The 427-nt window shown below is 35.1% G+C and carries 1 protein-coding gene; it reads right to left on the reverse strand.

The genetic code is table 11. From position 1 onward, the window contains the following. A partial coding sequence (locus HC175_RS23975; protein ID WP_209310109.1) for a cupredoxin domain-containing protein occupies positions 1-182 on the reverse strand: 182 nt, incomplete at its 3' end. Between the last annotated feature and the right edge of the window lie 245 nt (positions 183-427).

A 427-nucleotide genomic window follows, 5' to 3' on the forward strand; every position in this document is an offset into this window, starting at 1 on the left:
CCATTAATTGTCATCCCCATTTTTTCCTTTCCTCCAATGTTTACCAATTCCTGATTAATAACAATGGTGTATTCCCGCACCGGAAGGTTATTTACATTTCCTTCAACAGATTGAGGACGTTGAGCAAATAACTGGATGGAAAATAGGAATGTAAGGAAGAGAGGGAGAAGAAGATTTTTCATTAAGTTTTCTTCAGGATTATAGGAAAAGGGATTACTTACAAGTTAGTCAGCTTCTACCGTTTTCTTTATGAAAGTACTGTTAAAACTCAGCCGGAAAAAATTTCCGGAGCATAGTAAAATCCAATACCTATACCCGTTGCTTAACAGGAACTTAACCCGGTCCTCCGGATAAATTGAGTAACTTATAGATCCTTTAGAAAACCATGAAATCCATAGTTATGAAAATTAAATTTCTCTTTTTATTG

Source organism: Salinimicrobium oceani, from assembly GCF_012037645.1.